The 25,963-nt window shown below is 71.7% G+C and carries 22 protein-coding genes, 3 tRNA genes and 2 pseudogenes; 12 read left to right on the forward strand and 15 right to left on the reverse strand.

What is annotated here, in order from left to right; genetic code table 11:
- Nucleotides 1–6: 6 nt before the first annotated feature.
- The 4 genes from IEY30_RS02605 to IEY30_RS02620 all read right to left on the reverse strand — a co-directional run bounded on the left by IEY30_RS02605 (nt 7) and on the right by IEY30_RS02620 (nt 5,466).
- Entirely contained in the window at nt 7–2,139 is a 2,133-nt protein-coding gene (locus tag IEY30_RS02605) for a 3-hydroxyacyl-CoA dehydrogenase NAD-binding domain-containing protein (protein ID WP_030146217.1), read from the reverse strand.
- A complete protein-coding gene (locus tag IEY30_RS02610) occupies nt 2,136–3,374 on the reverse strand; it encodes a thiolase family protein (protein WP_030146216.1) in 1,239 nt (412 codons plus the stop codon). The genes IEY30_RS02605 and IEY30_RS02610 overlap by 4 nt, the downstream gene beginning before the upstream one ends.
- Before the next feature lie 224 nt (nt 3,375–3,598).
- Nucleotides 3,599–4,885 (reverse strand): HRDC domain-containing protein, encoded by a 1,287-nt coding sequence (locus IEY30_RS02615; protein ID WP_030146215.1) that lies wholly within the window; start codon nt 4,883–4,885, stop codon nt 3,599–3,601.
- The gene (locus IEY30_RS02620) at nt 4,882–5,466 is read right to left on the reverse strand and encodes a DUF3000 domain-containing protein (protein ID WP_030146214.1); all 585 of its coding nucleotides are present in this window, start codon (nt 5,464–5,466) and stop codon (nt 4,882–4,884) included. The genes IEY30_RS02615 and IEY30_RS02620 overlap by 4 nt, the downstream gene beginning before the upstream one ends.
- A gap of 95 nt (nt 5,467–5,561) precedes the next feature.
- Between IEY30_RS02620 and hemE the strand changes: the two genes are divergently transcribed.
- Together hemE and murJ are read left to right on the forward strand one after the other, a co-directional pair.
- Nucleotides 5,562–6,614, forward strand: a complete 1,053-nt coding sequence (hemE, locus tag IEY30_RS02625; RefSeq protein ID WP_030146213.1) for a uroporphyrinogen decarboxylase — start codon at nt 5,562–5,564, stop codon at nt 6,612–6,614.
- 38 nt (nt 6,615–6,652) lie between these two features.
- Nucleotides 6,653–8,296 (forward strand): murein biosynthesis integral membrane protein MurJ, encoded by a 1,644-nt coding sequence (gene murJ / locus IEY30_RS02630; protein ID WP_229674801.1) that lies wholly within the window; start codon nt 6,653–6,655, stop codon nt 8,294–8,296.
- 86 nt (nt 8,297–8,382) lie between these two features.
- Here murJ and IEY30_RS02635 read toward each other — a convergent pair whose 3' ends face one another.
- On the reverse strand, nt 8,383–9,573 hold the full coding sequence (locus IEY30_RS02635) for a DUF4349 domain-containing protein (protein WP_030146211.1): 1,191 nt from the start codon (nt 9,571–9,573) through the stop codon (nt 8,383–8,385).
- 140 nt (nt 9,574–9,713) lie between these two features.
- Nucleotides 9,714–10,406 carry a DedA family protein gene (locus IEY30_RS02640; protein WP_229674802.1) on the reverse strand — a complete coding sequence of 231 codons (693 nt, stop codon included), beginning with the start codon at nt 10,404–10,406 and terminating at the stop codon, nt 9,714–9,716.
- A 67-nt stretch (nt 10,407–10,473) separates the two neighbouring features.
- Here IEY30_RS02640 and hemG point away from each other — a divergent pair, with 67 nt between their 5' ends.
- Both hemG and hemQ read left to right on the forward strand, forming a co-directional pair.
- A complete protein-coding gene (gene hemG / locus IEY30_RS02645) occupies nt 10,474–11,856 on the forward strand; it encodes a protoporphyrinogen oxidase (protein ID WP_030146209.1) in 1,383 nt (460 codons plus the stop codon).
- A gap of 42 nt (nt 11,857–11,898) precedes the next feature.
- Entirely contained in the window at nt 11,899–12,600 is a 702-nt protein-coding gene (gene hemQ, locus IEY30_RS02650) for a hydrogen peroxide-dependent heme synthase (RefSeq protein ID WP_030146208.1), read from the forward strand.
- 42 nt (nt 12,601–12,642) lie between these two features.
- Here the strand turns inward: hemQ and IEY30_RS02655 are convergent, their stop codons facing one another.
- The 3 genes from IEY30_RS02655 to IEY30_RS02665 form a co-directional block, all read right to left on the reverse strand.
- Complete coding sequence (locus IEY30_RS02655) at nt 12,643–13,032, reverse strand: DUF1707 SHOCT-like domain-containing protein (protein WP_052358105.1); 390 nt, start codon at nt 13,030–13,032, stop codon at nt 12,643–12,645.
- Nucleotides 13,033–13,107: 75 nt separating this feature from the next.
- On the reverse strand, nt 13,108–13,551 hold the full coding sequence (gene msrB / locus IEY30_RS02660) for a peptide-methionine (R)-S-oxide reductase MsrB (protein ID WP_030146206.1): 444 nt from the start codon (nt 13,549–13,551) through the stop codon (nt 13,108–13,110).
- Nucleotides 13,552–13,747: 196 nt separating this feature from the next.
- Complete coding sequence (locus tag IEY30_RS02665; RefSeq protein ID WP_052358103.1) at nt 13,748–15,067, reverse strand: VWA domain-containing protein; 1,320 nt, start codon at nt 15,065–15,067, stop codon at nt 13,748–13,750.
- A gap of 331 nt (nt 15,068–15,398) precedes the next feature.
- Here IEY30_RS02665 and IEY30_RS02670 point away from each other — a divergent pair, with 331 nt between their 5' ends.
- Nucleotides 15,399–16,613, forward strand: coding sequence for an alpha/beta hydrolase family protein (locus IEY30_RS02670; RefSeq protein ID WP_052358100.1), 1,215 nt, complete (start codon nt 15,399–15,401; stop codon nt 16,611–16,613).
- On the opposite strand, the gene IEY30_RS02675 is transcribed toward IEY30_RS02670, so the two are convergent.
- Nucleotides 16,576–17,328, reverse strand: coding sequence for a dihydrofolate reductase family protein (locus IEY30_RS02675; RefSeq protein WP_030146203.1), 753 nt, complete (start codon nt 17,326–17,328; stop codon nt 16,576–16,578). The genes IEY30_RS02670 and IEY30_RS02675 overlap by 38 nt on opposite strands.
- A gap of 102 nt (nt 17,329–17,430) precedes the next feature.
- Here IEY30_RS02675 and IEY30_RS02680 point away from each other — a divergent pair, with 102 nt between their 5' ends.
- Nucleotides 17,431–18,423 carry a polyphosphate kinase 2 family protein gene (locus IEY30_RS02680; protein ID WP_030146202.1) on the forward strand — a complete coding sequence of 331 codons (993 nt, stop codon included), beginning with the start codon at nt 17,431–17,433 and terminating at the stop codon, nt 18,421–18,423.
- A 45-nt stretch (nt 18,424–18,468) separates the two neighbouring features.
- On the opposite strand, the gene IEY30_RS02685 is transcribed toward IEY30_RS02680, so the two are convergent.
- On the reverse strand, nt 18,469–20,109 hold the full coding sequence (locus IEY30_RS02685) for an acyl-CoA dehydrogenase family protein (RefSeq protein ID WP_030146201.1): 1,641 nt from the start codon (nt 20,107–20,109) through the stop codon (nt 18,469–18,471).
- 121 nt (nt 20,110–20,230) lie between these two features.
- On the opposite strand from IEY30_RS02685, the gene IEY30_RS02690 reads away from it, so the two are divergent.
- From IEY30_RS02690 to IEY30_RS02705, 4 genes are all read left to right on the forward strand, one after another.
- Entirely contained in the window at nt 20,231–21,439 is a 1,209-nt protein-coding gene (locus tag IEY30_RS02690; protein ID WP_030146200.1) for a YihY/virulence factor BrkB family protein, read from the forward strand.
- 90 nt (nt 21,440–21,529) lie between these two features.
- Nucleotides 21,530–21,602 (forward strand) — tRNA-Gly (locus tag IEY30_RS02695).
- Nucleotides 21,603–21,630: 28 nt separating this feature from the next.
- Nucleotides 21,631–21,701 (forward strand) — tRNA-Cys (locus IEY30_RS02700).
- A 44-nt stretch (nt 21,702–21,745) separates the two neighbouring features.
- Nucleotides 21,746–21,820, forward strand: a tRNA-Val gene (locus IEY30_RS02705).
- Nucleotides 21,821–22,091: 271 nt separating this feature from the next.
- Here IEY30_RS02705 and IEY30_RS02710 read toward each other — a convergent pair.
- The gene (locus IEY30_RS02710; protein ID WP_229674803.1) at nt 22,092–22,229 is read right to left on the reverse strand and encodes a hypothetical protein; all 138 of its coding nucleotides are present in this window, start codon (nt 22,227–22,229) and stop codon (nt 22,092–22,094) included.
- A 133-nt stretch (nt 22,230–22,362) separates the two neighbouring features.
- On the opposite strand from IEY30_RS02710, the gene IEY30_RS02715 reads away from it, so the two are divergent.
- Nucleotides 22,363–23,025 carry an HAD family hydrolase gene (locus tag IEY30_RS02715; RefSeq protein ID WP_030146199.1) on the forward strand — a complete coding sequence of 221 codons (663 nt, stop codon included), beginning with the start codon at nt 22,363–22,365 and terminating at the stop codon, nt 23,023–23,025.
- Between the two features lie 254 nt (nt 23,026–23,279).
- On the opposite strand, the gene IEY30_RS02720 is transcribed toward IEY30_RS02715, so the two are convergent.
- The 3 genes and pseudogenes from IEY30_RS02720 to IEY30_RS02725 form a co-directional block, all read right to left on the reverse strand.
- The gene (locus IEY30_RS02720; RefSeq protein ID WP_030146198.1) at nt 23,280–23,696 is read right to left on the reverse strand and encodes a CBS domain-containing protein; all 417 of its coding nucleotides are present in this window, start codon (nt 23,694–23,696) and stop codon (nt 23,280–23,282) included.
- A 230-nt stretch (nt 23,697–23,926) separates the two neighbouring features.
- Nucleotides 23,927–23,992 (reverse strand): annotated as a pseudogene (locus IEY30_RS22225) (excalibur calcium-binding domain-containing protein); the annotation flags it as partial.
- Nucleotides 23,993–24,355: 363 nt separating this feature from the next.
- Nucleotides 24,356–25,015: pseudogene (locus IEY30_RS02725) on the reverse strand (CoA transferase); the annotation flags it as partial.
- 726 nt (nt 25,016–25,741) lie between these two features.
- Between IEY30_RS02725 and IEY30_RS02730 the strand changes: the two are divergent.
- The gene (locus tag IEY30_RS02730) at nt 25,742–25,960 is read left to right on the forward strand and encodes a hypothetical protein (protein WP_030146197.1); all 219 of its coding nucleotides are present in this window, start codon (nt 25,742–25,744) and stop codon (nt 25,958–25,960) included.
- Nucleotides 25,961–25,963: the final 3 nt, after the last annotated feature.

Below are 25,963 nucleotides of genomic sequence, written 5' to 3' on the forward strand. Positions count from 1 at the left end.
GGCGCCTCAGCCGCGTGCGTCGGCGACGCCGACCGGGAGGAACCGCGCGCCGGTGACGGCCTCGGCCACGCCGGTGCGGTCGAGGAGCGGCGTGATGCCGCCGTTCCAGAACTGGAAGCCGGCACCGGTGATCATCGCGAGGTCGATGTCCATCGGGGCCTGCGCGACGCCCTCGTCGAGCATCCGGCGCGCCTCGTCGGCGAGGACCGTGAGCACGCGCTCGCGCACCTGGGCCAGGTCGAGCACGACCGGGTCGGCGGGCTTCTCGATGAGCTCGGCGACCTCGGGGTCGAGGACCGGGCGCCCGGAGCTCAGGTCGTAGAAGCCGCGCTTGCCGGCCGCGACGATCCGCTGGAGCGTCGGAGAGGCGTAGAAGCGGTCCGGGAACGCCTTCACGAGCGTCTCGCCGTTGTGCAGTGCGATGGCCGGGCCGACGAGCCCGATGAGGACGAACGGCGGCATCGGCGCCAGGCCCGCGAAGGCGCGGTCGACGACCTCGATCGGGGTGCCCTCGTCGAGGATCTTCGCGGCCTCGCCCATGAAGCGCCCGAGCAGGCGGTTGACGATGAACGACGGGCGGTCCGCGGCGCGGATGCACGTCTTCTTCAGCGCCTTGCCCACGGCGAAGGCCGTTGCGAGAGTGGCGTCGTCGGTGCGCTCGCCCGGAATGACCTCGAGCAGCGGCATGACGGCGACCGGGTTGAAGAAGTGGAAGCCGACGACCCGCTCCGGGTGCTGGAGCTGCGAGGCCATCTCGGCGATCGACAGGCTCGAGGTGTTCGTCGCCAGGACGCACTCGGGCGAGACGACGGCCTCGACCTCGGCGAAGACCTGCTGCTTGACCGACATCTCCTCGAAGACGGCCTCGATGACGAAGTCGGCGTCGGAGAAGCCGTCCTTGCTCGTCGAACCGGTCACGAGGGCCTTGTAGCGGTTGAGCTTGTCGGGGTTCAGCCGGCCCTTGCCCGCGAGCTTGTCGAGCTCGGCGTGGACGTAGCCGACGCCCTTGGCGACCCGCTCGTCGTCGATGTCGGTGAGCACGACCGGCACCTGCAGGCGCTGGATGAAGAGCAGCGCGAGCTGGCTCGCCATCAGACCGGCACCGACGATGCCGACCTTGGTGACGTTCCGGGCGAGGCCCTTGTCGGGCGCTCCGGCCGGGCGCTTGGCACGCTTCTGCACGAGGTCGAAGGCATAGAGCCCGGCCCGCAGCTCATCGCTCATGAGCAGGTCGGCGAGCACCTCGTCCTCGGCGGCGAAGCCCTCCTCGCGGGTCGCGGTGCGCGCGGCCGAGAGCAGGTCGAGCGCGGCATACGGGCTCCTGGCCTGGCGGCCGGTCTTGACGTCGGCGAGCTTCCTGGCCTTGGCGATCGCGGCGTCCCACGCCGTCTCGTCGCGGTCGACCTCGGGACGCTCGACCGTGAGCTCGCCGGACAGCACGCGTGCGGCCCAGGCGATGGACTCCTCGAGGAAGTCGGCCGGCTCGAGCAGCACGTCGGCCATGCCGAGCTTGTACGCGTCGACCCCCTTGAGCATGCGGTTCTGGCTCAGCGGGTTGTCGATGACGACGGTGAGTGCCTTCTCGATCCCGACGAGGTTGGGCAGCATCCAGCAGCCACCCCAGCCGGGCACGAGGCCGAGGAAGACCTCTGGCAGCGCGACGGCGGGCACGCCCGCGCTCATCGTGCGGTAGGTCGCCGACAGCGCCAGCTCGACACCGCCGCCCATGGCCGCGCCGTTGACGAACGCGAACGTCGGGACGGGCAGGTCGGAGAAGGCGGCGTATGCCGCGTGGCCGGCCTGCGCGATCTCGATCGCCTGGTCGCGGGACCCGATGAACGGCACCCCGGTGAGGTCCGCGCCCACGGCGAAGATGAACGGCTTGCCGGTGACGGCGACGGCGACGATCTCGCCGGCCTCGGCGCGCTCGCGCAGGCGGGCGACCGTGGCGGTGAGGCCGGCGATCGACTGCGGGCCGAAGGTGTTGGGCTTGGTGTGGTCGAAGCCGTTGTCGAGCGTGACGAGGGCGAGCGTGCCCGCACCACCCGGGAGCGCGACGTCCTGCACGGGGGTGTGCGTCACGACCTCGGTCGCGAAATCGGCTGCGGTCGTTGCCTTCTCAGTCGTCGTGGTGCTCACTTGGCGACCTCCTCGTCGGTCGTGCTCGTCGAGGACTCGTAGGCCTCGTGGTGCGGGTTCTCCCAGATGACGGCGCCGCCCATGCCGATGCCGATGCACATGGCGGTCAGGCCGTAGCGCACCTCGGGGTGCTCCTCGAACTGGCGGGCGAGCTGGGTCATGAGGCGCACGCCCGAGCTGGCGAGCGGGTGGCCGGTGGCGATGGCGCCGCCGTACTCGTTGACGCGCGGGTCGTCGTCGGCGATGCCGAAGTGGTCGAGGAAGGCGAGCACCTGCACGGCGAACGCCTCGTTGAGCTCGAACAGGCCGATGTCCTCGATCGTGAGGCCGGCCTTGGCCAGGGCCTTCTCGGTGGCCGGCACCGGGCCGACACCCATGACCTCGGGCTCGACGCCGACGAAGGACCAGGAGACCAGGCGCATGCGGACCGGCAGGCCGAGCTCCGTCGCTGCCTGCTCGGAGGCGAGCAGGCAGGCCGTGGCGCCGTCGTTGAGACCGGCGGCGTTGCCGGCGGTGACGTTGCCGTGCGCACGGAACGGCGTTTTGAGCTGGCCGAGGTCCTCGACCGTCGTGCCCGGACGCGGCGGCTCGTCGGCGGTGGCCAGGCCCCAGCCCTTCTCGGCGTGCCGCGTGGCGACGCTGACGAGGTCGCGCTGGATCTTGCCGTCGGCATACGCCTTGGCGAGCTTGTCCTGGCTGCCGACGGCGAACGCGTCGGAGCGCTGCTTGGTCAGCTGCGGGAAGCGGTCGTGGAGGTTCTCGGCGGTCTTGCCCATGACGAGCGCGTCGGGGTCGACGATCTTCTCGGCGACGATGCGCGGGTTGGGGTCGACGCCCTCACCCATGGGGTGGCGGCCCATGTGCTCGACGCCGCCGGCGATGGCGATGTCGTAGGCGCCGAAGGCGATCGAGCTCGCGGTGTTGGTCACCGCGGTCATCGCACCGGCGCACATGCGGTCGATGGAGTAGCCGGGGGTCGTGTTCGGCAGGCCCGAGAGGAGGGCGGCGGTGCGGCCGAGCGTCAGGCCCTGGTCACCGATCTGGGTGGTCGCGGCGATGGCGACCTCCTCGACCTTGTCCTTGGGCAGGTTGGGGTTGCGGTGCAGCAGCTCGCGGATGCATCGGATGACGAGGTCGTCGGCGCGGGTCTGGGCGTACATGCCCTTGTCGCCGGCCTTGCCGAAGGGCGTCCGGACGCCGTCGACGAAGACGACCTCATTGAGTGCGCGGGGCACAGTGCCTCCCAGTGGATCGAGGGTGATCGCGGTGGATCAGGGTCGATGGGCCGGCGTCGGGCGCCGGCATCGGGCCGCGGCGGAGCGCGGCCTCCTCGATACTACTTCCCGGTAACTTCGGGTGGGATGGCCGCTCGGGTGACCATCCTCACGAACGCGCGCACCGACGCCGACGTGGTCCGGGGACCGCTGCGACACCGCGGCTCGACGACCGGTCGGCCGGCTCAGGCCGGGGGATTCTCGGTGCAGGCGAGCGAGATCAACGGCGCGGTGATCGTCGTCTGCCAGCGGCGGGCACCGAGGGCCACCAGGGCGTCGGCGACCTCGGCGGTCGTCGGGGCTGCCGGGCTCTCCCAGAGGAAGCGGCGGAGCAGGTCGGGGGTCAGGAGGTTCTCGACGGGAACGGCCAGCTCCTCGGAGACGGCCCCGAGCAGCTCGCGGGCCCGGGCGAGGCGGGCGGCGGCGACGGGGTCGCGGTCGGCCCACGCCTTGGGCGGCGGCGGGCCGCTCGGCGGGAGCGACAGGACCGGCAGGTCGTCCTCGGGCAGGGCGAGGGCCTGGCCGATGACCTCGATGATCGCCTCCTGGTGGCGCCGGATCGACCGCGCGAGCCGAGGCTCGGCGGAGCCCACGGTGCGCGGCGCCCTGGTGGCCCGCTGGTTGGCGATGGCGATCTCGCTGATCGCCGCGTCGGGCAGCACCCGCCCCGGCGAGGTGTCGCGCTGCTGCGCCACGGCGTCGCGCCAGAGCCACAGCTCGCGCACGATGGCGAGGCCACGACGGCCCCGCACCTTGTGCATGCCGGACGTGCGCCGCCACGGGTCGACGCGGGGCTCGGGGCCGGTGAAGTCGAGCAGGTGCTCGAACTCCTCGGTCGCCCACGCGATCTTGCCCTGCGACGCCAGCTCGGCGGCCACCGCGTCGCGCAGGTCGACGAGCACCTCGACGTCGAGCGCGGCGTACCGCAGCCAGGGCTCGGGCAGCGGGCGCACCGACCAGTCGACGGCGGAGTGCTCCTTGGCGAGCTGGAGCCCGAGGTAGTGCTCGACCATGGCGCCGAGCCCGACGCGGGGCAGCCCGGCCAGGCGCCCGCCGAGCTCGGTGTCGAAGAGCGACTGGGGCCGCAGGCCCACCTCGGCGAGGCACGGGAGGTCCTGGGTCGCCGCGTGCAGGATCCACTCGGCGTCGCCGATGGCCTCGCCGACGGGGGAGAGGTCGGGACAGGCGATGGGGTCGATGAGCCAGGACCCGGACCCCTCACGGCGGATCTGGACGAGGTAGGCGCGCTGGCCGTAGCGGTAGCCGGACGCGCGCTCGGCGTCGATGCCGACGGGGCCGGTGCCCGCGCCGATGGCCTCGGCGGCTCGCATGAGCGTGCGCTCGTCCACGACGACGTCGGGCACGCCGTCGCGCGGGTGCGTCAGCGGGACGAGGTCTGGGACGAGGTCTGGTGCGAGGTCGGCGTCGGCGGCGTCGAGGTCGTCGGTGGGCTCGTTCGGCTCTGCCGTCACCGTCGCTGCCCCGGTAGGGGGACGACGCCGTCGGGCAGGGGCGGGATGCCGGCGATGGTGCACAGCATGTCGGCCCAGGCGCGGAGGTGGTCGGCGGCGTCGCCGCCCACCGGCGTCCACGAGGCGCGGATCTCCATCTCGACGCTCGCCTCGCGGTCGGCGAGGCCGGCGAAGCTCTCGCTGACGACCCGCGTGACGGTGCCGGCCTCGGCCGTCCAGCCCAGCCCCCGGTTGGTCAGGGAGTCGGTGAGCCAGGACCAGCCGACGGCGCCGAGCATCGGGTCGCCAGCCAGCTCGGGCTCGAGCTCGGCCCGGGCGAAGGTGACGATGCGCCACTGGCCGTCCCACGTGTCGGGGGCGGCGGGGTCGTGCAGCACGACGAACCGGCCGGTGGCCAGGTCGTCGTCGGGGTCCGCGATGTCGATGACGTCGGCGGTCAGGGCTGCGGCGTACGGGGCGATGCGCGTGGGCGCAGGCACCTCCGTCAGGCGCACCTCCGAGCGCAGACGGACGTCTCGCAGGGCGCTGAGCGTCCTGGCGAAGACCGCGCCGTGGTTGCCCGGCAACGTTCGCGTGTGCACCAGATGAGGGTATGCCGGAGTCGGGCGATCTGTCCTCAGGGCGCGCCGGACGCGCGTGGCGCGGCCCCACCCGGCCGCCGTGGCAGGATTGTCCGGTGCCGACCACAGCCCCGCCAGCCACCCGCCAGAGCGACCTCGTCCGCGCTGCGCGCCGCGAGTCGGTCACCCGGACGCCCGTGTGGTTCATGCGGCAGGCGGGGCGTTCCCTGCCGGAGTATCGCGCCGTCCGCGAGGGCATCCCGATGCTCGAGTCGTGCATGCGCCCCGAGCTCGTCACCGAGATCACGCTGCAGCCCGTGCGGCGCCACGGCGTCGACGCGGCCATCTTCTTCAGCGACATCGTCGTGCCGCTCAAGGCGATCGGTGTCGACCTCGACATCGTCCCGGGGGTGGGCCCGGTCGTGGCCCGCCCGATCCGCACGGCCGCCGACCTCGACCAGCTCGTCCCCCTGACGCCCGAGCACGTGCCCTTCGTCACCGAGGCCGTGCAGCAGCTCGTGCGCGAGCTCGGCGACATCCCGCTCATCGGTTTCGCCGGTGCGCCGTTCACCCTGGCCTCCTACCTCGTCGAGGGTGGTCCCTCGAAGAACCACGAGAAGACCAAGGCCCTCATGCACGGCGACCCCGAGCTGTGGGACGCCCTGTGCGCCAGGCTCGCCCAGATCTCCGGCGAGTTCCTACGCGTGCAGGCACAGGCCGGTGCGAGCGCCGTCCAGCTCTTCGACTCGTGGGCCGGCGCCCTGTCCCGGGCCGACTACACCGCGCGGGCCATGCCGCACTCCGCGGTCGCGCTCGCCGCCGTCGCGGACCTCGACGTCCCGCGCATCCACTTCGGCGTCGGCACGGGCGAGCTGCTCTCGCTCATGGGCGAGGCCGGTGCCGAGGTCGTGGGGGTCGACTACCGCGTGTCGCTGACCGACGCGGTGGCGAGGCTCGGGCCGTCGTATGCCGTGCAGGGCAACCTCGACCCCGCCCTGCTGTTCGCGCCGTGGGACGCCCTCGAGCGCCGCGTGCGCGAGATCGTCGAGGAGGGCCGGCACGCGCCGGGCCACATCTTCAACCTCGGCCACGGCGTGCTGCCCAACGTGGACCCGGACGTGCTCACGCGCGTGACCGCGCTCGTCCACGAGTGCTCGAGCCGCCGATGACCACAGCGGCTCCGTCAGTCGCTCGCTCCAGCCTCACCATGCTCGGTGGGTCTGTGGCCTCGCGCATCCTCGGGGTGGTGCGCAACGGGCTCATCACCGCCATCATCGGTGCGCAGCTGGCCGGCGACGCCTTCTCCCTGGCCAACACCCTCCCCAACGTCCTCTACGTCCTCGCGGCGGGCGGCATCCTCAACGCGGTGCTCATCCCGTCGCTCGCGCGCGCCATGAAGCTCGAGGACGGTGGGCAGGAGTTCACCGACCGCGTCATCACCGTGGCCCTCGCCGGGATGGCGCTCATCACCGTCGTCGTCATGGCGGGCGCCGGGGGGTTCGTGTGGCTGCTGGCCGGCAAGTCCTCGCCGGACTTCAAGGACCTCGCGCTCGCCTTCTCGCTCATCTGCCTGCCCCAGATCTTCTTCTACGGCCTCTTCGCTCTCCTTGGACAGATCCTCAACGCGCGTGGCCGCTTCGGCGCGTTCGCATGGGCGCCCTTCATCGCCAACGTCGTCGCCGTGGCGGGCCTCGTGCTCTTCCTCGTCATCTTCGGACGGGGCGACCAGGACGGACCCGGGGGCCACCACGGTCCCCGTGCGCCCTCGGAGTGGACCGGTCCGATGATCTGGCTCTTCGCCGGCTCGGCCACCCTGTCCGTCGTCGTGCAGGCGCTCTCGCTCGTGCCCGCGCTGCGCCGCACCGGCTTCCACTACCGGCCTCGGTGGGGCCTGCGCGGTGTGGGCCTCGGCGGCGTCAGCAGGCTGGCCCTCTGGGCCTTCGGCGGACTCGCGGTGTCACAGGTGGGCTTCTTCATCAGCCAGGGCGTGCTCAACAACGCCACGGCCCAGGCCAATGAGCTCGGGCTGGAGGGCGCGGCTCGCGGGCCGATGGCCTACAGCATCGCCTTCACGCTGTTCATGCTGCCGCACGCCTTCATCACCGTGTCGATCATCACGGCGCTCTTCCCACGCTTCTCGGCGGCCGCCGCGTCCGGCGACAAGGACAGCCTGCGCCGCGACTTCCGGACCGGCCTCGTCATGCCGCTCGTGGCCAACGTACCGATCATGGTGGCGGTCATCGTGCTCGCCAACCCCATCGTCGCGCTGCTCAACCCGGGCATCGACCCGAGGTCGGTCGAGGTCTCGGCGAGCGTGCTCATCATCATGATCCTCGGCCTCGTGCCGTTCGGTCTCGACCTGCTCTGCTACCGCATGTTCTTCGCGCTCGAGGACGGCAAGCCGACCGTCGTCATGCAGGTCCTGCTCACCGGCATCAGCGCTCTCGCCGGTGTCGTCACCCTCTTCATCAACCCGGTCTGGGCCATCGGCATCATGGCCATGGGCCAGACGGTCGGCAACGTCGTCAGCTCGGGCGTCGGCCTCTTCCTGCTGCGCCGCCGCACCGGGCCGCTGGGGCTGTCCGGCGGTCTCGTCACCCTGTCGCGCGTCGGCATCGCGTCCCTCGTCGCCGGGCTCGTCGCGTGGGGCGTCACGCTCGTGCTGCACCCCATCACCGGCGCAGCCATCGACAGCTCGGCGTCGGCGCTCAAGCGGATGTTCGCCAGCGCGCTGGAGATCGGCCTCGTCGGTCTCGTCTTCGGCGTCATCTACCTCGGCATCGCGCACGCGCTCCACGTGCGCGAGGTCCGTCAGGTCGCCGACCTGCTGCGCCAGCGGCTCGGCCGCTGACCGAGCCGCTGACGGAGCCACTGACCGAGCCGCTCACCGAGCCGCTGACCGAGCCGCCGACCAGGTCGCCGACGCGTCCCGGACCCTCAGTCACCTGACGACGGTCCGGTCCCGGACTGTGCAGCGGTCGCCGCAGCCGGGGCAGGGTCCGTCGCCCCGGCCGGCCCGGCAGCCGGGCCACCGGCCGTCGGGAACGAGGCGGACGGCATACGCACGCTGTGGCGACGCCACATCCGCAGGGCCAGCAGGCCCAGCGGGACGAGGAGGACGAGCCAGGGCAGCAGCGCGGCGAGCCCGGTGAGGATGACCGTCACCGACCCGAGCAGGCTGTCCCACGCCGTGCGCAGCCCGCCGGAGATGCCGTCGTCGACAGGCACCGGGGACGTCGCGTCGGTCCAGAGGGTCACGGTGACATCGCTCATCGTCGTCATCGCGTCGAGCTTGGCGAGGCGCTGCTCGAGCGAGTCCAGGTCGGCCTGACGGCGGCTCAGCTCGCTCTCGAGCGTGATGACCTGCTGGAGGTCGGTCGTCTTGGCCAGCAGGGCCCGCACCCGCTCGATCCCGTCGCGCATGGGCTGGATCCGGGACTTCGTGTCGATGTAGGTGTCGGTGACGTCCTGCGACTGCGACGAGCGGTAGCTGACGGTCCCGATCGCGGACAGCCGGGTCAGCACGTCGTCGAGCGCCTTGGCCGGGACGCTGAGCACGAGGCGGGCCTCGTCGACCCCGATGCTCGGCACCGACGCTCCCGACTCGAACCGGGGGTCCACGCCGTTCGAGCCTACCGGGCCACCCGTCGGGTCGGCGGACGTGACGACGTTCTCCGAGGTCACCTGGCCGCCCGCGTCGGTGGCGATGACGCGAACGCGCCCGGCCGACCCCGCCAGGTCGGCGACCTTGATCCCGAGCCACGCGGAGCGGGCGATCTTCGACTCGATCACCGCGACCGAGGCCCCGAGCCCGGTGCCCTGGGCGGCGCCGCTGTCGGCGGCGGGGGCCTTCGCTCCGGCGTTGGCATCGGTCTGCGGGCTGACGCCCGATCCCACCACGCCGTTGCCGGCGGCGCCGTTGCGCGCGGCCTCGCCGGACGCCGCCCCTGCTGAGGATGACGAGGCCGCTGACGACTCGGAGGACGAGCTGTGGACGGCCCTGAGGCCGATGGGGATCGACAGACCGACCACCGCGACGACGAGGGCGAGGGCGATGAGGAGCCGGCGCCGCGCCGGAGGGCGGGACGCGAGGCGCGGCAGCTGTGGCAGGTGGGACGCAGCAGTCATGGCAGACCTTCCGACGGGTCGCCTCCCGCGCGGGACCGGCTGGTGCAGCTGGCGCGCGGTGTGCGTGGCGACGTGCTTGTCTCCAGAGACACGCGGGCCGACCGGAACGTTGCGACGGACCGGCTGGGGTCCCGGCGGGGTCAGTGCTGTTCGCGCGCCGCGTGCTCGCCGGTCGCGTGCTCGCTGCCCGCCCGCCCGCGACGGAGGCGCCGCACGACGAGCCAGCCGAGCAGGCCCACCACGGCGACCCGGACGACCCAGTCCAGGACCGACGAGTACTGGTCGACGAGCTCGTACCGCGACCCGAGCACCCAGCCGAGCCCGATGAGCAGCCCGTTCCACAGGGCGCTCCCGGCGACCGTGAAGACGGAGAACCGCACGAGCGGCATGCGGACGGCGCCGGCGGGCAGCGAGACGAGGCTGCGCACGCCCGGCACGAGCCGGCCGAGGAAGATCGACCGCCTGCCGTGGTCGGTGAACCACTCCGTCGCACGCTCGAAGTCGTGCCGGTCGACGAGGGGGAGTCGCGCGCAGACGTCGATGGCCCGATCCTGCCCGAGCCGGGCCGCCAGCAGGTAGAGCGTGAGGGCACCGAGGTAGGAGCCGATCGTGCTCGTCACGAGCAGCAGCGTCAGGCCCAGGCCGCCCTGGCGGGCGATGAAGCCCGCGAGCGGGAGCACGACCTCGCTGGGGATGGGCGGGACGACCGTCTCGAGGAAGGTCAGCGCACCGACGCCCCACTCGCCGAGGGACTGGATGACGCGGTACGCGATGCCGACGAGCCCGGAGAGCTCCGCGGGAGGCTGGGTCTCGAGGAGCGCGGGGGTGCCCATGCGCCAAGCCTCTCCCATGGGCAGGGGCTCGACCAAACCGCTCGGGCCGGGATGGGAGAGTGGCGCCATGGTCAGGACGGTCGCGGTCATCGGCGGGGGCATCAGCGGGCTCTCGGCCGCGTGGGAGCTCAGCAGCCACGACGCGGACGTGTCGGTGACGGTCCTAGAGGGCTCGGACCGGCTCGGGGGCAAGCTGCGCCTCGAGGACGTCGGCGGCCACCGCATCGACGTCGGCGCCGAGTCGGTCCTGGCCCGCAGGCCGGAGGCGCTGACCCTCTTCGAGCAGCTCGGCGTCGCGGGCCTCGTCACCCACCCCGGGCCTGCCGGTGCAGCGATCGTCTCGAGGGGCAGGCGGTGGCCGATGCCGCGCGGCACCCTCATGGGGGTGCCCTCGGACCCCGAGTCGGTGCGGGGCCTGCTCACCGACGAGGAGGTGGAGCGGCTCGCCCACGAGGTCGTGGCCGGACCGGTGCCCGGCGACGTCTCGGTGGGGGACCTCGTCGACTCCCGGCTCGGCGCCGCCGTGACCGACCGCCTGGTCGAGCCGCTGCTGGCCGGCGTCTACGCGGGACATGCCCGTGAGATCTCCGCGGAGCAGGCCGTGCCGGCGCTCGCCGCCGCCGCGCACGAGGGGCGTCCTCTGCTCGAGGTGGCGCGGTCCGCGGCCGAGGCTGCCGCGAGCGGGCCGCTCGCGGGCCGGCCCGTCTTCGCCACGCTCGACGGCGGGCTCGGGACGCTGCCCGAGGTGCTCGAGCGTGAGCTCCTCGCGGCCGGCGTCCGGATCCGGAAGGGCTCGATGGCACGCGGGCTGCGCCGCGACGGGGAGGGCTGGGTCGTCTCGACCGGACCCACGACCGAGGTGGTCGACGAACGTTTCGACGCGGTCGTCGTGGCCGTGCCGGCCGCACCCGCCTCCCGTCTGCTCCGCGACGTCGCACCAGCCGCCGCCGCGGCGCTCGCGGGCGTCGAGTACGCGTCCATGGCAATCGTGACGCTCGCCCTCGAGGGACCGTCCCCGGCGGTCCTCGACGGGAGCGGCTTCCTCGTGCCTCCCACCGAGGCGCTGACGATCAAGGCGTCCACCTTCAGCTCGGTCAAGTGGCCCTGGCTGGCCGCCGCCCACCCCGACCGCACGTTCCTGCGGGCCTCGGTGGGGCGCCACCGTGAGGAGTCGACCCTCCAGCGATCCGACGACGAGCTCGTCACCGTGGCACTCGACGACCTGCGCACCGTGCTCGGTCCCGGGATGCCAGGTCCCGTGGCCACGCACGTGCAGCGCTGGGGCGGAGGACTGCCGCAGTATGCCGTGGGGCACCGTGCCCGACTGGCGCCGACCCGCGCTCTGCCGCCGGCGCTCGCCCTGTGCGGGGCGGCCTACGACGGGGTCGGGATCCCGGCCTGCATCGCTTCCGGACGGGCGGCCGCCCGGGCGGTCCTGGACGGCGACTGACCCGCTGCTCGGCGCCCTCGGCCCGCGAGGGATGATGGGGGCATGAGCGAGCGCCTGACCCCGACCCAGATGCGAGAGATCAACGACACCATCCGCTACTGCATGTGGTCGGTGTTCAGCAGCGTCACCCCCCTCGGCGACGACCGCGCCAAGGTGCTGGCCGAGCTCGAGACCTTCCTGGCCGACCTCGCCGAGGAGGGCGTCGTGGTGCGCGGCCTCTATGACGTCGCCGGCCTGCGCGGCGACGCCGACTTCATGGTCTGGTGGCACGCCGAGACCATCGAGCAGCTGCAGTCCGCCTACCACCGCCTCCTGCGCACCGAGCTCGGCCAGCACCTCGAGCCGGTCTGGAGCAACGCTGCCCTGCACCGTCCGGCGGAGTTCAACAAGAGCCACATCCCGGCGTTCATGGCCGACGAGGTCGCCCGCAAGTACATCTGCGTCTACCCCTTCGTCCGCTCCTACGAGTGGTACCTCCTCGAGGACGGCGAGCGCCGCGACATGCTGCGCGAGCACGGCCAGATGGCCCGGGACTTCCCGGACGTGCGGGCCAACACCATCGCCTCGTTCGCGCTGGGCGACTACGAGTGGCTGCTGGCCTTCGAGGCCGATGAGCTGCACCGCATCGTGGACCTCATGCGCGAGCTGCGTGCCTCACGGGCCCGTCGGCACGTGCGTGAGGAGATCCCGTTCTTCACCGGTCCGAAGGTCGAGCCCGCCGAGCTGGTCGCCAACCTGCGCTGACGCGCGGGGACGCCGCCGGATCCGGCGAGGGCGGAGCGACCGTCAGTCGTCGAAGTTCCTGGCGATCACGGCCAGTGCCGGGATGAGCAGGAACCACCACCAGCGCCCGGTCCAGAGGAAGAGCGCGACGGCGATGAAGGGCGAGAGTCCGACGAGCGCCCGGGCGGTCCTGGCCCGCGCGGACCCCGGCGCGGCCGGCTGCACCTCGCCGGCGGACGGACGGGACAGCGCGGCCTGCTCAGGCTTCGGCCGCGGCTCGGGCAGGTCGACGAAGAGCTCGGTGAGGTCGCGCCGGACGACGGCATCGGTGGCGCGGCCGCGACGGTCCTCGTAGACGTTCGCGTCGAGCCGTCCGGCCGCGTGGTGCTCCGCCAGCGCGGCGAGCGCCTGCTCGCGCTCGGCGCTGCCGATCCTGATGTCCCCGTCGTCCATGTCCCAAAGTTAGCCCGAGGGCGGCGTGACGAGTCACGCCGCCCTCGGGCTCAGGTGGGCTGTCCGCCCTGGCGATCAGGCCTGCTGTCCCGCGTCGTCCGGCTCGAGACGGAGCGAGATCGAGTTGATGCAGTAGCGCTGGTCAGTCGGGGTGTCGTAGCCCTCGCCCTCGAAGACGTGACCGAGGTGGGACCCGCAGTTGGCGCAGCGGACCTCGACGCGCTTCATCCCGAAGGTGCGGTCCTCGATGTACTCGACCGTGTCGCCGGCGAGGGGCGAGTAGAAGGACGGCCAACCGCAGTGCGACTCGAACTTCGTGTCGCTGCGGAACAGCTCGGTGCCGCAGGCGCGACACGAGTAGACGCCCTTGGTCTTCGTGTCGGTGTACTCACCGCGGAACGCCGGCTCGGTCCCGGCCTGTCGGAGCACCTTGTACTCCGCGGGCGTCAGGACGGCGCGCCACTCCTCGTCGGTGCGCTGGACGGCATACGGCTTGTCGGAGGTGTCGTGGTGGCTCATGTCCTGACCAACGCCACGTCGCCCGTGTTTGTGCCCGGCACGGGTGCGCCGCGGTCTTACGGCGCGCTTACGCCGCCACGCGGGTGCTCGTGCGCGCGAGGACACCCCATGCACGGCCACGAGGGGCCCCGGAGAACCGGGACCCCTCGTGCCGGTCAGGCTCGCGTGGAGCCTGCCGAGGTGACTCTCGCGTGCGTCACTTCTTGTTGGGCGGGACCGTGCAGGCAGCGGTGGCGGTGTTGCCCGCGGCGTCCGTGGCGGTCACGAGCAGGTCACCGCGCACCGTGACGTGCCAGTCGACCATGCCCGAGAACGGCACGGAGGACGGCGTCGCACCGGGTGCCTGCGTCAGCTTGATGTAGGTGCCCGGGGCATAGGGGCCGAAGCTCGCGCCCGTAGCCGTGTCCGACACCGTCACCATCGTGCCCGGCAGGTTGTCCGCAGCCACGAGCTGGTAGAAGCCGGCCTTCTTGTAGCCGGGAGGCGTCACGCCGTCGGGGTTGACACCCGGACCGCACGAGACGGTCGGCGGCGTCACGTCGTTGACCTTGATGGTGACGGTCTGGACGAACTCTGGGCCGGCCTCTGCGCCGTTGACGAGGAACGTCGTCGTGCACGTCAGGGTCGCGCCCTGGGTCGCGCCCGAAGCGACGGTGATCGCCTCGTCGAGCACGACGGCCTCGCCGCTCGTCACCGTCTGGGGGAGCGCGGGCGAGAACGCGATCGACAGACCCGCGTCGCACGAGACGTCGGCCGTGACCTCCGCGGGCAGGTTGCTCAGCCCGGCAAGGATCGCGTCGGCGACGCCGGCCTCGGCGACGCTCGGGAAGAACTGGCCTCCCGTGGCGCCGGTGATGGCCGTCGCCTGGCCGCCGTTGTCCAGTCCGTTGCCGGCGCCCGAGTCGACGTTGATGGCGATGACCTTGGCCGAGACGCCCTGGAGCGAGGCGATCGCGTCGGCGAGGGTGTGGCCCTCGCTGGGGTCGTGGCCGTTGGAGTCACCGAACCAGGCGACGGCCCGCGTGGACCCCGACCGGAACGCGACCTGGTCGCCCCCGGACCCGATCTGCCACAGCGCGTTGAGCTGGGCCTCGGGGGTGTCGCCACCGTTGCAGAGCACGATGCTGTTGACGGCGTTCACGGCGTCGGTCTTGCTCGAGGTCAGCTGCTGCACGAGGCTGAAGGGCGTCTCGCCCGTGTCGCAGTAGGCGACGACGGCGAACTCGGCGTCAGGCTGGGCGGCCTGGACCGCGTCGATGACGCCGCCCATCTTGGCCTTGACGTCGTCGATGGCCCCGCCCATGCTGCCGGTCCGGTCGACGACGAGGACGATGTCGGGCTTGGGCGGGATCTCAGGGGTCGTGACGGTCTTGGTGACGTGGACGGTGGCGCCCGGGTCGGCCGAGGAGTCGTAGGTGGCCGGGCTGACGCCGGCCCCCAGGGCGATGCCCGGTGTGGCGACGAGCGCCCCGGCTGCCGCGATGCTGAGCACGCTGCGGCGCATGGCGTTGAACACGGTGGTCCCCTTTCGTGGGAACGAGACGGTGAGAAGCGGTGCGCGGATGCCCCTCGCACCCCGAGACAGCCCGTGGCCGTGACCCCCGAAACGGGCCCACCGGGCTGTGACCGGCCCGTCGACCGCCCGGACCGGGGAACGGTCGAGGGTTCGGCTGCCGCCGCTCGTGATGCCCCCGAGGCTCCCGAAGGACGGAGCGTCGGGCTGTCCGATTTGATACACATGTCGCCAGCCGTCTTCGTTGTCGTCTTCGTGGGGGCTTCGTGGTCCGTGCCCCGGCGCGCCCGGCCCCTTGCGGCGGCGGCGGCGGGTCCTTTGCGACGATGAGCCCGTGCAGGTGCGCCGTCTGGTCTCGCGTCCGGTGCTCGTGGCGGCGGCTGCGGGCACCGGGTCGGTGCTGGGTGCTGCTGGTGGCTCGGTGGCCGCGGCGGCGTACTTCGCCCGCAAGGTGATCACGCCCGACGAGCTGCAGCCCGACGACGTCGAGATCCTGCGACACGACGGCGAGAGCGTCACCTTCGCCGTGACGCCCGAGACGGTCGTACCCGGCCGCTACGGCGTGTGGCTCGACGGGGGAGCGGGCCACGCCCGGGTGGGCGACATCATCTCCTCGGACACCACGTCGGTGACCCGTCGGCTGCTGTCCGTCGACCGGGGTCTGCTCGAGGTGGGGCCGGCCCGCTGGAACCAGTACTACTTCTGGGACCGGCCGTCGGTCAGCCTCGGCCTGCCCGACGAGGACGTCAGCATCCTGTCCGACGTGGGGCCGCTGCCGGGATGGCTCGTGCGTCCCGAGGGCGGCCGCACCGGCGCCGACTGGGCCGTCCTCGTGCACGGCCGCGGCGCGCGCAAGGAGGAGACGCTGCGTGCCGTCCCCGTCCTGCGCGAGGGCGGGTGGACGAGCCTCGTCGCGGCCTACCGCAACGACCGCGACGCACCCCGAGGGCCGGACGGCCGCTACAACCTCGGGCTGTCGGAGTGGCGCGACGTCGAGGCGGCCATGGGGTATGCCGTGTCGCACGGTGCGCGGCGCATCCTCCTGGTCGGGTGGTCCATGGGTGGGGCGATCGTGCTCCAGGCGCTCGACCATTCGCCGCTCTCGAGCCACGTCGTCGGCGTGGTCCTCGACTCGCCCGTCGTCGACTGGGGTGTCGTGCTGCGCCACCACGGCCGTCTGCACGGGATGCCCGGTCCGCTCGTGCGGATGGCCACCGGCCTGCTGGGCTCGCGTCGTAGCCGACGCCTCGTCGGCGTGCGTGAGCCCATCGACGTGGCTCGCACCGACTGGGTCGCGCGCGCTGACGAGCTGAGCCATCCCGTGCTCGTCATCGCCTCGGACGGTGACGACTTCGTCCCGATCGGCCCGGCGGTGGGCCTCGCCGGCCGGCGTCCGGACCTCGTGCGCCTCGAGCGCTGGGACACCGCCCGCCACTGCCGCGAGTGGAACTACGACCCCGAGCGGTGGGAGCGCGTGTTGCGCGAGTTCGTCGAGAACCGCCCGGCTGGCTTCAGCCCCCCGGGCGGCGGACGAACCAGCGGCCCATGAGGGTGCCGTCCTGCTCGACGAGCAGCCGCAGGTCGAGGTCGGTGGGCGTGGCGTCCGCTCCGACCGGACGGGGGTGCTCGCCCCCGACGACCTGAGGCGTGACGGTGAAGCACAGCTCGTCGAGCAGTCCGGCCGCGATGAACGAGCCGAGCAGGCTCGGGCCGCCCTCGGTGAGGACGTGGCTCCAGCCGCGATCGTGAAGTGCCGCAAGGAGGGTCGGGACGTCGAGCTCGTCGTCGCCGCAGACGACGACGTTGTCCTCGCCCAGGTCGCGTCGGGCCTGCGCGAGACCCGGGGCGGCGGCCGGGACGGCCAGCAGGACCCGGCCGTCGCGGCACCCCCTCAGGGTCGGCGGCACCTCGCCCCGGTTGCTGACCGCCACGAGGGGGAGCTGGTCCGGCAGGCCGCGCTCGCGCCGGTGCTCGACGAGTGGGCCATCCACGGAGAGAGGCGAATAGCCCTCGGCACGGATGGTGCCCGCACCGACCACCACGACGTGGCTGAGCGCGCGCAGCACCTCGAACACCACGTGGTCCGCGTCGTTGTTGATCGATCCCGAGCGTCCGTCGGCGCCGGTCGCCGCGCCGTCGAGCGAGCTGACCATGTTGCAGCGCACCCACGGTCCCGGTGGGACGGCGTACGCCGTGAGGAGTGCCGCGGTGTCGAGGTCGGTCAGGGCGGCCAGGCCGGAACGGCCGGGGACGAGCAGACGCATGCGGCCCAGTATCGGCGACGGCGTCGCCCTGGGCGGGGACGCCATCGCGATCGGGAGCCTCGCATCCCGTCGTGCCGCCCCGCGGTCGGGCAGGATGACGCCATGGGCAAGGGCGCGAAGGGCAAGAAGTCCGGCAAGAAGTCCGAGAAGAAGTCGGGCAAGAATGCCGGCAAGATCGCGAGTGCGGTCTCCGCCGAAGAGGTGAAGGAGCAGGCGACCGAGGACGAGCAGATCGCCGAGCACGAGGCCGAGGCGGTCGGGGAGATCAAGGACGTCGTCAACGCGCTCCGGGTCGGCAAGGGCTTCGTGCTCGCGGACGTCGACACGAAGGGGACGCCGGGCTTCACCGGTGACAAGCTGGCGGGCAAGGCCGCGCTCAAGGCGTGCGAGGCCGAGCTGTCCGACCTGCTCGAGCGGCTCTTCGCCGAGTCCACGGCCGGAGCCCGCCGCTCCGTCCTGCTCGTGGTGCAGGGCATGGACACCTCTGGCAAGGGCGGCATCATGCGCCACGTCATCTCCGTCAACCCGCAGGGCGTCAAGGCGACCGCGTTCAAGGCGCCGACCAAGGAGGAGCTCGCGCACGACTTCCTGTGGCGCATCGAGAAGGCGCTGCCCGACGCCGGCGAGCTCGGCGTCTTCGACCGGTCGCACTACGAGGACGTGCTCGTCGTTCGGGTGCACGATCTCGTGCCCGACGCGGTGTGGTCCAAGCGCTACGCCCAGATCAACGCCTTCGAGCGCCGTGCCATCGCGGCCGGCACGACGGTGGTCAAGGTGATGATGCACGTCTCCAAGGAGGAGCAGGGGGAGCGGCTCATGGAGCGGCTCGACCGTCCGGACAAGTACTACAAGTACAACCCCGGCGACGTCGACGAGCGGAGCCACTGGGGCGCGTACATGGAGGCCTACCAGGCGGTCCTCGACAAGACCTCGACCGTGGGCGCGCCGTGGCACGTCGTGCCCGCTGACCGCAAGTGGTACGCACGACTGGCCGTCCAGCAGCTCCTGCTGGAGACCCTGCGCGGCCTCAACCTGGAGTGGCCGCAGGCCGACTTCGACGTCGCGGCGGAGAAGAAGCGGCTCGCGGCGAGCTGACCCGAGGGCTGTTGCGGCGCAACGGGACTCGCGTCCCGGGCCGGGTCAGCCGGCTCGCTCGATGACGGCCGCGGTGGCACCGGCGAGGTCGACGTCGAGCGAGCCGAAGGTGTGGCCGCGAGGCCCCGCGATCCGGCTCGCGACGAACGCGTCGGCGACGGGACCGGGGGAGTGCTGCACCAGCAGGCTCGCCTGCAGGGCCAGGGCCAGCTGCTCCACGACGGCACGCGCACCGAACGTCGCCTCGGCAGACGTCGGGTCGAGCGAACGGACCTGCGCCAGAGCGGAGTCCACGTGCGAGTCGAGCTCCGCGCTGCGTCCGCGGACCTCGTGCAGCTCCTTGGTCAGGGCCTCGAGCGTGGACGGCTCACGGCTCACGGCCCGGAGGACGTCCAGGGCGTTGACGTTGCCGGAGCCCTCCCAGATCGAGTTGAGCGGCGCCTCGCGGTAGAGGCGCGCGAGGCCGTTCTCCTCGACGTAGCCGTTGCCACCGAGACACTCGAGTGCCTCGGCCACCATCGGTGCCGTGCGCTTGCACACCCAGAACTTCCCGAGCGCGACACCGAGGCGGGCGAGCTCGGTCTCGCCGGAGTCGACGGCATGCGCGAGGCGAAGCCCGAGGACGGTCGCAGCCTCGGCCTCGAGCGCCAGGTCGGCCAGCACGTTGCGCATGAGCGGCTGGTCGACGAGCAGCGCCCCGAAGGCCGTGCGGTGCCGCGCGTGGTGCAGCGCCCGCGACAGGGCGTCGCGCATCGTCGCCGTCGACCCCAGCACGCAGTCGAGGCGGGTCGCCCCCACCATGTCGATGATCGTGCGCACGCCGCGGCCCTCGTCGCCCAGCCGGCTGCCCCACGTCCCGTCGAGCTCGACCTCGCTCGAGGCGTTGGAGTGGTTGCCGAGCTTGTCCTTGAGCCGCTGGAGGGCGAAGGCGTTGCGCGTGCCGTCGTCGAGCGCGCGCGGCACGACGAAGCAGGTGAGGCCCCCCGGAGCCTGCGCCAGGACGAGGAAGACGTCGCTCATCGGGGCCGAGCAGAACCACTTGTGGCCCGTCAGGCGGTACGTCTCGCCCGGCAGGGGGCCTCCCGGGGCGGGCACGGCGCGGGTGGTGTTGGCACGCACGTCCGAGCCGCCCTGCTTCTCGGTCATGCCCATCCCCGAGAGCGCGCCCGACTTCTGCGAGACGGGGCGGATGCCGGGGTCGTAGCTGCGGCTCGCCAGGGCGGGGAGCCAGCGGGCACCCAGGGTGGCGTCGTGCCGCAGGGCCGACCCCGCGGCATACGTCATCGACACGGGGCAGCCGTGCCCCGCCTCGACGCGGGACCACATGACGAAGCCCGCGGCGCGGCGCACGTGTGCGCCCGACGCCGCGAGCGAGGTCCACGGCTCGGCGGTGAGGCCGGCACCGACCGCCTGCGTCAGCAGCCAGTGCCACGAGGGGTGGAACTCCACCTCGTCGACGCGGTGGCCGCGCGCGTCGTGCGTGCGCAGGACCGGCACGTTGGCGTCGGCGAGCCGCGCGTGCTCCTGCGCCTGCTCGGTGCCGGCGAGGGCGCCGAGGGGTCCGAGCGCGGCGAGAGCCGCCGGCCCGGCCCAGCGCTCGACGGACTCGCGCAGCGCGACGTCCTCGGCGAGGAAGTCGCGTCCCACGAAGGGCGGCACCTGGTTGGTCACCTCGTGTGTGCTCACCCCGCCGAGACTAGGCGTCGACCGACCCTGGCGACCTGCTGGTCGCGTGTCGCGCCGGTCACCCGTCCTCCGCACGGCCGCACCCCGGTTAGCCTCGGACACGATGAGCGCGCGGACGAGGATGCGGACAGTGGTGGAGCGGGTCCCGTGGGGCCTCCCGCTCGCAAGGCTGACGCTCGGGACGATCCGGGTGTGCCTGCGCTACCGCGTCACCGGCCTCGCGGCCGAGGGCGCCTTCTTCATGCTGCTCAGCCTGCCGCCCCTCGTGCTCGGGCTCTTCGGCGGTCTCGGCTTCGTCGGGGGCTGGATCGGGACCGACACGATCAACAGCATCATCTCCGCGATCCAGGTGTACGCCTCGCGATTCCTCACCGAGTCGAGCATCAACGAGCTGCTCCTGCCGACCATCGACGACGTGCTCCGCGACGGACGCGTCGACATCATCTCGGTCGGCTTCATCCTCTCGCTGTGGTCGGGCTCGCGTGCCCTCAACGTCTTCGTCGACACCGTCTCGATCATGTACGGGCAGAAGGACGCCCGGGGGATCGTGCACATGCGCGCCTTCAGCCTGCTGCTCTACACGTTCGGCATCCTCTCCGCGGTCGTCGTGCTGCCGCTCATGCTCCTGGGGCCCGGGCTGCTGGCCTCCTGGCTGCCGGACGCCGCCGCGACAGTCACCAAGGCGCTCTACTGGCCGACGCTGATCGTCTTCAGCGTGCTGCTGCTCGCATCGATGTACCACGTCTCGACGCCGCAGCGCAGCCCGTGGCGGCGCAACGTCCCGGGCGCCGTCCTCGCCATGGGGATCTGGATCGGCGCGTCGTTCGTCGTGCGCATCTCGCTCGAGGCGTCGATGGGCGGGTCGTCGATCTACGGCCCGCTCAGCACCCCCATCGTGCTGCTCGTCTGGTTGTACGCGTTGGCCGTCGCCATCCTCATCGGCGCGGGCCTCAACGCGGCCGTGCGCAGCCTGTGGCCCGTCGACCTGCACGAGGGCGCCGACGTGCGGCTCGTCAACTGGGCGATGGAGGGCGCCGGGGGACTGCTGACGAAGGTCGAGGGTCATGCGGGCACGGCCGACGCCGACCCGCCGGCGGCGTACGACGGGGTCGACTCGGCTGCCGCCGGCACGGGCTCTGCCTCGGCCAGCGGGCGTCGCGAGCGGGACCAGCAGTTCGAGAGCACGGACCACGGCCCGATCAAGGCAGCGATCCAGCGCGGCGTGGGCGGCGGCTCGCAGCCTCCCTCAGGGGCCTCTGGCCAGAGCGCCGCCGGGAGCTCCGACGGAGGCTCGAACGGGCGTTCTGAGAAGGCCCCGCGAGGTGGCTGAGCGCGCTCCGGAGCCGATTTTGTGTCTCGTGGATCGATCGGCTAATGTCTACCAAGCACGCAGCGGGGAAGTTACACCGCTGGTGTTTCCGCGGACGTAGCTCAGTTGGTAGAGCGCAACCTTGCCAAGGTTGAGGTCGCCGGTTCGAGCCCGGTCGTCCGCTCGGAGGCAAAGATCCACTTGCCTTCCACGGTGGAGTGGCCGAGAGGCGAGGCAGCGGCCTGCAAAGCCGCGTACACGGGTTCAAATCCCGTCTCCACCTCGGTGAGACACCACGTAGTATCCAGCAGGACAAGCAAGACCCCCGGGCGATTGGCGCAGCGGTAGCGCGCTTCCTTGACACGGAAGAGGTCACTGGTTCAAACCCAGTATCGCCCACCAGAGAAGAACAGCCCCTGACCAGCGGAGACGCAGGTCAGGGGCTGTTTGCATCTTCGGCGGCACGGGGCTCGACGAGCCTCGGCCCTGGTCTTGCCGCTCGCGCCCTTGCCGATGCGCTTGCCGTCCGGCTGGAAGCCAACATGGGCCGTTGCGATCCAGCGCCGGCGCGAATCTGAGTGGTGCAGCCACACTCTCCGCGGTTACGCCTGGTGCTCAAGGTTTCGAGCCTCGGACTCGAGGAGCATCAAGTAGCGCTCTAGGGCTGCTGCCGTCACGTCACACCGTCTGCCGGGTGGACCACCTCGAGGCGGTGGGCACGTATCTGCTCGTAGATGACGCTTGTGCCCATGCTGAGGAGTGAGATCACATCTGGGATCGTGTAAAGAGCCCGCTCCGCGAGAATGGTCATGGTGCCTCCTGCACCGGTTCTTGGACAAGGTGCAAGGCCCCAGCGGCCAAAGCGGCCGGCCCAACCGCGGTGATGCAGCTGGCACCGCCGTCGCGAGGCTGGTGACGGCCGCCTCGCGGGGTATGGGGGTGCCATGGCAGATACGGCGATCTTCGACGTCGACGGCACCCTCGTGGACACCAACTACCAGCATGCTGTTGCGTGGTTCCGAGCCCTGCGCCGCTATGACATCACCCGGCCGATGTGGCGTATCCACCGCGGCATCGGGATGGGCGGGGACCAGTTCGTCTCGGCTGTCGCCGGTCGGGAGGCCGAGGAAGCGCACGGGGACGACCTCCGCGAGGCGTGGGCGGAGGAGTTCGATGAGCTGATCGGCGAGATCCAGCCTTTCGAAGGTGCGCATGAGCTGTTGGCCGAGGTCAAAGAGCGCGGCTTCCGGCTGGTTCTTGCCAGCTCAGGCAAGACCCAGCACGTCGAGGCGTTCCTCGACCTCATCGACGGCAAGTCCATCGCAGACGCCTGGACGACCTCGGACGATGTGGAGAAGAGCAAACCCGAGCCGGACATCGTGTCGGCGGCGGTGGCCAAGGTCGAGGGTGCCAGCGCCATAATGGTGGGCGACTCCATCTACGACGCTCAGGCGGCGGCCAAGCTCAGCATTCCGACCCTCGGCGTCCGAACCGGGGGCTTCTCCGTCGGTGAGCTGCAGGAGGCGGGGGTCCTGCAGGTCTTCGACTCGCTGGTGGCCTTCCGCTACGCGCTGGATGGCACCCCCTTGGCTCGCGCCAGCCGCTGAGCGCGGTGGTGGGATCGTTCTTGATGCTGTGCTGTCGCTACTGCGTCGGCGCCAAGACAACCAGCTGGCGAGGAGCCAGCCACCCTGGGAGCGGGTCCGGCGACGACTTCTGCTTGCACAGCTCGTGGTGGTTCATCGCGCTGGCAACGCACCACCTGCGGTGGCCGGGCAGGCTTCAGGCCGCGGCGCCGGTGAAGGGAGCAAACCACTGGCCGTCGCCCGAACGGCGCCCCGTCGTCTGCTCCCGACGGAGTTCAGTCCTGTGAGATCGCTTGGATCAGGTCACCGGCCGCCTCATCGGGCAACGCACGGGCGAGGTCGGCCTGACTGAGCATCCCGACGAGCTGGTGGCCGTCGATCACCGGCAGGCGCCGCACCCGGTGCTCGCTCATCGTGCGCAGGGCCTCTTCCAGTGTGTCGTCGGCGCCGATCGTGACCGGCTTCCCCTTGGCGAGGGAGCCCGCTGTCGTCGAGTCGGGATCGAGTCCTGCCGCGACGACCTTGATGGCGATGTCACGGTCGGTGACCATTCCCTTGAGCTTGTCGTCGGTGCCGCAGATCGGCACCGACCCCACCTGCAGCTCCTTGAGGCGTTTGGCTGCCTCGCGGATGGTGTCGTTCTCGCCGATGCACTCGGCACCGGCAGTCATTGCTTCGCGTGCTGTGGTCACAAGTCCTCCTTCGGATCCGGTCGCCCCGGCCCGGGCACCACCGGGATGTGGTGTCCCGAGAGGGCCTTCCCATACCCGACGGCGCCCGGCCCACGCAGCCGACGCGGCCAACGCGGGTGTCCGGCAGGACCGTTCAGGGCCCGGGCATGAGCAGGCGCCTCGACCCATCGGGTGGTCGAGGCGCCTGTTCGGATTGGGACTGCCGCAGAGGTGGCCGACCCTGCGATGCTTCACTCGCACGCCACGCCGTCGCCGTCCGTGTTGAGCTCGCGGGAATATCCCGGCTGCCGGCGTAGATCGGGTCTGCCCCGGCAGCACGCACGGCGGAGCGGTTGGCGTAGTGGACGTCCTCGCGGGCCGCCTCGTCCGCGGCCTCTTCCGCAGCTGCCTTTTCAGCCTGGGCGGCGGCCTTTGCGCGCGCGGCGGCGGCTGCCTTGGCCTTCGCTGCTGCCGCGGCCTTGGTGGCGGCAGCAGCCGCGTCGACTGTCGGCGTCGGGGACGGGCGGCGCCCCCGTCCTACGGAGCGCCCGCGATGGGAACGGCTGCTGCAGTTCGCGGTGGAGCTGTGGAGGCGGCCGCTGCGAGCAGCTCTCGAGGCAGGCGCTCACGCGGTCGTCGTCGGGACGGCCATGACCCATCCGACGACCATCCCCTATGGTTCACGGCCGCTCTGACCGACGACAGCTAGCGGAGCCAACCGAACTCGCAACCTCGGACCATGAGTCCAGCACTTGTGCGATCTCCGAAACACGTCGGGCCGGGGGAGGAGTCGATGTCTCTCCATGGTGGAACCGGGGTGCAGGGGACGGCTGCGGCACGTCATCGACGTCCATGAACGCCTTGCGCTCGCGTGAGTGCTCATGAGACGTGACCTCATGGAGCTCGAGAACGCGGGTGACGCAGGCATCGGTGGGCTCGAGCCGTTCCGCCCACTCGTCCCTGCTGAGCTCCTGGAACCGTCGGGCGATGGTCTCCCGGAGGTGGGGCCACGCATCCCGGTCGTACTGCGATGCCGCCAGCGCCGCGTCGAGTCCCATGACCTCGAGCATCTTCGCGAAGAACTCGGCCTCGACGCAGCCCACCGCGACGTACCGCCCGTCGGCACAGGCATACGTGCCGTAGAACGGGGCCCCGCCGTCGAGAAGATTCTCGCCGCGTGGGTGGCGCCACGTGCCCGAGGCCTTCAAACCGTGCAGGAAGGTCGTCAGCAATGCCGCCCCATCCACCATCGCGGCGTCGATGAGGTCTCCTCGCCCCGTTCGCTCGCGCGCGAGAAGCGCCGCGACGACGCCCAGCGCCATGACCATGCCACCGCCTGCGAAGTCGCCGACGAGGTTGACGGCGCCACCGGCGGCTCACCGGCGGGTCCGATCGACCCCAGAGCTCCGGAGAGGGCGATGTAGTTAATGTCGTGGCCCGCGGTGCGCGACAACGGACCCCTCTGTCCCCGGCGTCACCCTCGTGGGGAGCGCTCCTCGAGGCTGGGTGCTTGGGAACCGCCGAGCTCCTCCGCGCGCAGCTCCTCAACGCGGTGGGCGGACCGCCAGAGGAAGAGGTAGGGAGACAAGGTGGTGCCCGGGATGGCCACGATCATCGCCCAGTAGTGCCATCCCCGAGCACGTCTGCTGGGAGCGCGAAACTCTCGGCGGCCCGGACAGCCCCGGCCCGGATGAGTGACCACACTCCACGGGGGCCGGGCCTCAACGAGGCGGTCGCCGACCACCTCCGGGCTGACAAGGCCGCGGGCATGACCCCGACGTGTCAGATCCGGCGGCCTGAACGCTTTCCTTGTCGTCACGGCGGCCGCCGAGGACCTGCGTAGCAGTAAGTGCAGTAAGCCCCTCGCCTTCCGCGGTCCGCGGAAGGGGCGACCATGCGTCGCCGACCAGCTCCGGGCTGGCAAGGCCGTGGAGCGATGCCGCATCAGAGGGTCGGGACCTGGAGGTGCCGGCCCCCACGGGCGCTCATGGCGCCTCGGGGTGGGTAGGTCTGGGATGCAAGGGCGCTCAAGACGTCGGGCCTTCTGCCCAAAGGAAGGAGGCCTCGTGCAGATCCAGCCGAGAGACCGCTACCTCCTGACCCGCCGCCTCCAGGGAATGAAGGAGCGAGCCCGGCTCTGTGACATACCACTTCGGAGCTGCCCCGTGGCTGTGGCTGTGGCCGTGGCTGTGGCTGTGGCTGTGCACCACGGTGAGGCATCGGAGGGGCTGAAGTACTCGGAGCGGCAGTACTGGTCGTCCCGGACGCCGGAGTTCAGGCCGTGAGCT

The sequence above is a fragment of the Terrabacter tumescens genome, from assembly GCF_014646815.1.
Lineage (GTDB): Bacteria > Actinomycetota > Actinomycetes > Actinomycetales > Dermatophilaceae > Terrabacter > Terrabacter tumescens.

Coding starts and splice junctions, on each gene's coding strand:
- murJ (WP_229674801.1), top strand. CDS start 6,653: ATGCTCGGTGGGTCTGTGGCCTCGCGCATCCTCGGGGTGGTGCGCAAC.
- IEY30_RS02635 (WP_030146211.1), bottom strand. CDS start 9,573: ATGACTGCTGCGTCCCACCTGCCACAGCTGCCGCGCCTCGCGTCCCGC.
- IEY30_RS02640 (WP_229674802.1), bottom strand. CDS start 10,406: ATGGGCACCCCCGCGCTCCTCGAGACCCAGCCTCCCGCGGAGCTCTCC.
- hemG (WP_030146209.1), top strand. CDS start 10,474: ATGGTCAGGACGGTCGCGGTCATCGGCGGGGGCATCAGCGGGCTCTCG.
- hemQ (WP_030146208.1), top strand. CDS start 11,899: ATGAGCGAGCGCCTGACCCCGACCCAGATGCGAGAGATCAACGACACC.
- IEY30_RS02655 (WP_052358105.1), bottom strand. CDS start 13,032: ATGGACGACGGGGACATCAGGATCGGCAGCGCCGAGCGCGAGCAGGCG.
- msrB (WP_030146206.1), bottom strand. CDS start 13,551: ATGAGCCACCACGACACCTCCGACAAGCCGTATGCCGTCCAGCGCACC.
- IEY30_RS02675 (WP_030146203.1), bottom strand. CDS start 17,328: ATGCGTCTGCTCGTCCCCGGCCGTTCCGGCCTGGCCGCCCTGACCGAC.
- IEY30_RS02680 (WP_030146202.1), top strand. CDS start 17,431: ATGGGCAAGGGCGCGAAGGGCAAGAAGTCCGGCAAGAAGTCCGAGAAG.
- IEY30_RS02690 (WP_030146200.1), top strand. CDS start 20,231: ATGCGGACAGTGGTGGAGCGGGTCCCGTGGGGCCTCCCGCTCGCAAGG.
- IEY30_RS02710 (WP_229674803.1), bottom strand. CDS start 22,229: ATGACCATTCTCGCGGAGCGGGCTCTTTACACGATCCCAGATGTGATC.
- IEY30_RS02715 (WP_030146199.1), top strand. CDS start 22,363: ATGGCAGATACGGCGATCTTCGACGTCGACGGCACCCTCGTGGACACC.